The sequence below is a fragment of the Terriglobales bacterium genome (assembly GCA_035624475.1).
Lineage (GTDB): Bacteria > Acidobacteriota > Terriglobia > Terriglobales > Acidobacteriaceae > DASPRL01.
Window position 1 is genome coordinate 1 of sequence record DASPRL010000157.1, and the last position, 4,577, is coordinate 4,577.

Annotated in this window: 3 protein-coding genes; all 3 read left to right on the top strand. The window is 69.2% G+C overall.

Annotation, left to right across the window (positions count from 1 at the left end; genetic code table 11):
* Positions 1–462, top strand: a 462-nt coding sequence (locus VEG08_06510; protein HXZ27637.1) for a hypothetical protein, incomplete at its 5' end; no start/stop codon positions are given.
* On the top strand, positions 462–2,831 hold the full coding sequence (locus VEG08_06515) for a VIT domain-containing protein (GenBank protein ID HXZ27638.1): 2,370 nt from the start codon (positions 462–464) through the stop codon (positions 2,829–2,831). The genes VEG08_06510 and VEG08_06515, both read left to right, overlap by 1 nt.
* Positions 2,815–4,577, top strand: a 1,763-nt coding sequence (locus VEG08_06520) for a hypothetical protein (protein HXZ27639.1), incomplete at its 3' end; no start/stop codon positions are given. The genes VEG08_06515 and VEG08_06520, both read left to right, overlap by 17 nt.

A 4,577-nucleotide genomic window follows, 5' to 3' on the forward strand; every position in this document is an offset into this window, starting at 1 on the left:
GCCTACGCCCTCGGCCTCTCCGGCAACCGCCTGCTGGTGGGCACGCTGGGCGGGCTCTCCATCCTGCAGGACGGCGTGGTCCAGACCAGCTACACCACCGCCAACTCCGGGCTCAAGGCCAACTGGATCACCGCGCTGGCCCCGGTAGGCGAGGAGTGGTTCGCCGGCACCTACGGCGCCGGCATCCTGCGTCTCGACGCCAACGGCCGCTGGCAGAGCTTTGACGACGCCAGCGCCGACTTCGAGGTCAACCCCAACGCCATGCTGGTCACGCCCACCCGCGTCTATGCCGGGACGCTGGGCCGCGGCCTCTACGTCTACGACCGCGAAAGCGGCCGCTGGACGGTGATGGCCTTGGGCCTGCCCTCCTCCAACGTCACCGCCCTGGCGGTCGCCGGCGGCTTCCTCTACGTCGGCACCGACAACGGCCTGGTCCGTATCCCCGAAGGAGCCCGATTCTGATGCGTCGCGCCTTCCATTTCGCGCTGCTTTGGCTGGCCGCCGTCCCCCTGCTCTGGGGCGACGCCGGCGTGCTCATCCCCCGCGACAAGCAGCAGCCCGATCCCTCCATCCTCTCGCTGGAGGAGATGGAGATCACCATCCGCATCGACAACGGCGACGCCCGCGTCTTCGTGCGCGAGGTCTTCGCCAACCACACCAACGGCATCCAGGAGGGCGACTACGTCTTCGCCCTGCCCGGCAGCGCCACCGTCAGCGACTTCGCGGTCTGGGACGGCTCCACCCGCATCCCCGCCGTGATTCTCGAGCGCAAGCGCGCCGAGGAGATCTACAACAGCCTGCGCTGGCAGTCCCTCGATCCCGGGCTGCTGGAGATGGGCGAGCGCACCGCCGAGGAGGCGCGCCGCACCGCCGTCTTCTCCGCCAAGATCATGCCCATTCCGGCCTACGGGACAAAGCGCCTGGAAATCGAGTACCACGAATCGATTCCGGTAGAAACCTTAAAGTCTTACTTCGCCATCCCTCTGCGCCCCGACGCCTATCACTCGCAGACCGCTGCCCACCTCTGGATCCACTTCGAATTGCACTCCGCCCACGCCCTGAAGGACGTGCAGTTCCCCAGCCAGCTCTACCCGCTCCAGATCAAGCAGCAGGACGCGCACACCATGCGCGGCGAGTTCGAGGGCCGCAACGTCGACCTGGCGGAGGACTTTTCCGTGCGCTACAACCTGGACTCCGCGCATGCCGACAGCCTCGAGGTCCTGACCTACCGCAACCCCAACCCCGGCGAGCCCAATCCCACCGAGATGGCCCCGGTGCAGGGCGGGCCGGAGCCCGGATTTTTCGAGGCCTCAGCGCTGTTGGGCATGGGACAGGCGGGCGGCGGCGCGACCGCCGGCGGGCCTCCCCGCACCGTCATCGCGCTCTTCGATGCCTCGCTCTCCATGCAGTGGGAGAAGCTGGACCGCAACTACGAGGCCCTGGACAAGCTGCTGCGCTCGCTGCGTCCCACCGACAAGTTCAACCTGCTGCTCTTCAACACCGAGGTGACGCCCTTCGCGCCCGCGCCCGTCGCCGCCGATCCCGCCACCGTGCAGAAGGCGCTGGATTCGGTGAAGGCCAGCCGGCTGCGGGGCGGGACGAACCTGCAGGCGGCGCTCAGCGCGGCTCTTGATCAAGCCCGGCAATCTCCCGGCGCCTACCTGGTCTTGCTCTCCGACGCGGGCGCCACCCGCGGCACCATCCAGAACGGCAAGTTGGCCGCCTGGTACGCCGCCCAGTGGCAGCAGCTTCCTGAGAACCAGCGCCCCCACACCTACATCTTCGCCGTGGGCGACGACGCCAACATGCCCCTGGTCAAGCTGCTCTCCCGCCAGGAGGGCGTACAGGAGTGGGTGCGCTCCACCGAGCCCATCGACTTCAAGCTCACCGCCTTCCTCTCCAAGATCGGCCGCGACCCCATCGCCGGCCTCCACCTGGACGCCTCGCCCGCCTCGAACTTCGACATGGTCTACCCGTTGCAGGAGGCGCCCTTCTCCGGCTCCATGGCCTCCTGGATCGGGCAGTACAAGGCCCCCGCCAAGTCCGCCAGCTTTGTCGCCCAGGGCGTGCGCGACGGCCAGCCGCTGGAGATGAAGGCCACCCACCCGCTCCCCGAGCAGGACCTGGAACACCCGCAACTGCCGCGCCTGTGGGCGCGCGCCCGCGTCGACGCCCTGCTGGAGAAGATCGAGAGGGAGGGCGAGGACAAGGCCACCATCGACGAGATCATCCGCCTGGCCCGCAAGTACAAGTTCGTGACCCCCTATACCTCCTTCCTGGCGGTGCCGCGGGCGCTGCTGCGGCCGCGCGTCATGCGCCCCGGCGACCCCGTGCTGCGCGTCCGCACCGATCCCTCCATCGTCTCCGTGGTCGCGCTCTTTCCCTTCGGCCTGGTCAAGCCGCTGCGCTACCTGCCCGACGAAGACACCTGGCAGACGCGCTTCCTGGCTCCGCCGGAGATGAACGACGGCACCTACCGGGTGCGCCTGGTGCTGCGCGACAACAGCGGCCACGTCTACCGCGAGTCCAAGAGCTTCGTCATCCTCAGCAAGCCCCCGGTGGTGCGCGTGCGCCTCGACCAGGCGCAGGTGCACCGCGGCCAGACGGTGATGCTGCGCGCCAGCGCCTCCTCCAGCACCCGCACCGTGGTGGCGCGCCTGCCCGGCGCCTCGCCCGTCTACCTGCACTGGAGCGACCAGGCCGGCGCCAACACCGGAGAACTGGTGATCCCCGACTACCTGCCGGCAGGGAAGTACACCCTCACCGTGACCGCCGAAGACATCGCTCACAACATCGGCAGCCAGGAGGTGGCCCTTGAAGTCCTCCCGTAAGCCGCTGCTGCTCGCTGCCGCCGCGCTCGCGCTGCTTGCCGGCCTGGGTGTGCGCGCCCGCGCCGAACTGAGCCAGTGGGTGCAGAACCTGGAGGCCAAGAGTGCCACCGAGGCCGCTTTCTTCCGTGCCATGTGGCTGCCCGGCGGCGACGTCTTCGCCCTCCGCCCTCCCAGGGAGACGCGCCCCGAACTGGCCAAGCTGATCGCCTCCTCGCCCTCGGACTCCGACCTGCTCGCCCTGCGCGCCATGGAGGACGAGCGCGATCTCGACTTCGCCGCCGCCGATGCCGACTGGAAGAAGTCCGCCGCGCTGGCCAAGGATCCCGCCGCCGGGCAGCTCGCGCTCGCCGACTTCTATCACCGCCGCCTGCGCGGCGCCGACGAAGTGCAGGCGCTGCTGGCCGCCTCCGCCCTGCCCTCGCCCGCCTCCGAGAAGCTGGTCGCGCCCGCCGACCAGCGCGCCTGGCACACCTTCCAGCGCGTCTTTCCCGTCATCCACGACCAGGCGCTGCCGCCGGCCACTTCGGTCGCCGCCTATCGCGCCTGGATGGCCCGGTATCCCGGCGAAGCCTACGTCTACACCACCTTCTTCCAGTACCTGCTCCAGCAGAAGGATTTCGACACCGCCGCCAAGCTCATCCCCGAGTATCAGAAGGCCTTTCCCGCCGACGATGTCTTCCCGGTGAAGGCGCGCGCGCTGCTGGAGTACAAGCGCGGCTCGGTGGCACAGGGCCTGGCCGTCTACGAGCAGGCCTACCAGCCGCTGTGGCCGCCGGAGCTGGTGCAGAACTACTTCGACTTGCTCAAGGAGACGCACAGCTTGCGCGCCTTCCTCGACCGCGCCCGCGCCGCCCAGGCCGCCAATCCCGACGACCTCAAGGCCGCCACCCGCGTCTTCTATTACTACCAGCAGCAGGGCAACCTGCCCGCCGCCGGCCGCGCCCTCTCTGACTTCCGCATGAAGAAGGAAACGGGCAAGGCCAACTGGAGCGCCGACGAGCTTTACACCCTGGCCCGTCTCTCCGAGGGCGTCCACGACTACAACGAGGCCGCGCGCTACTACTACGCCCTCTACAGCCTGCCCGGCGCCGACGCTGCCGCGCAGGAGAAGGCCCTGGGCGGCCTGGCCAACCTGCTGCTCAGCGCTCCCGAACAGAACCTCCGCCTGGGCTCCGGCGACCTCTCCCTGTACCAGGACATCGCCACGCTGGACCGCGGCCCCGGCTTCCTCAACGGCATCCTTTCGCTCATCCTCAACGACACCGAGCCCGCCTACAAGTTCGCCGACGAAGAGCGCGCCTCCACGCCGTACTTCCATCGAGCCAAGGCCTCGGAGCTGCTGGGCCTCTTCGACCAGCGCTTCCCCAACTCGGCACAGCGTCCCGCGCTGCGCGCGCAGCTGCTCGACGCCTACGCCAACTACGGCGAGAGCGATGGCGTGATCCGCGGCGGCCGTGACTTCCTGGCCGCATTTCCCAACGCGCCCCAGCGCACCCACGTCGCGCTGCTCATGGCCGACGCCTACGCCCGCAAGAACCAGACCGCCGACGAGTTCGCCGTCTACGATTCGCTGCTCAAAGAGCTGGCGGAGAAGTCCGGCGGCGTGCCCCTGGGCTCCGCCGGCATCGACGAGTACCGGCAGCCCCCGCCCGAACAGGCCGCGTCCGAAGGCGAAGCCGCCGGCGGCGAGATGTCGCAGGGCGAAGAAGGGGGCGAAGGGGAAGGGCAGGAGGGCCAGGCCGCTCC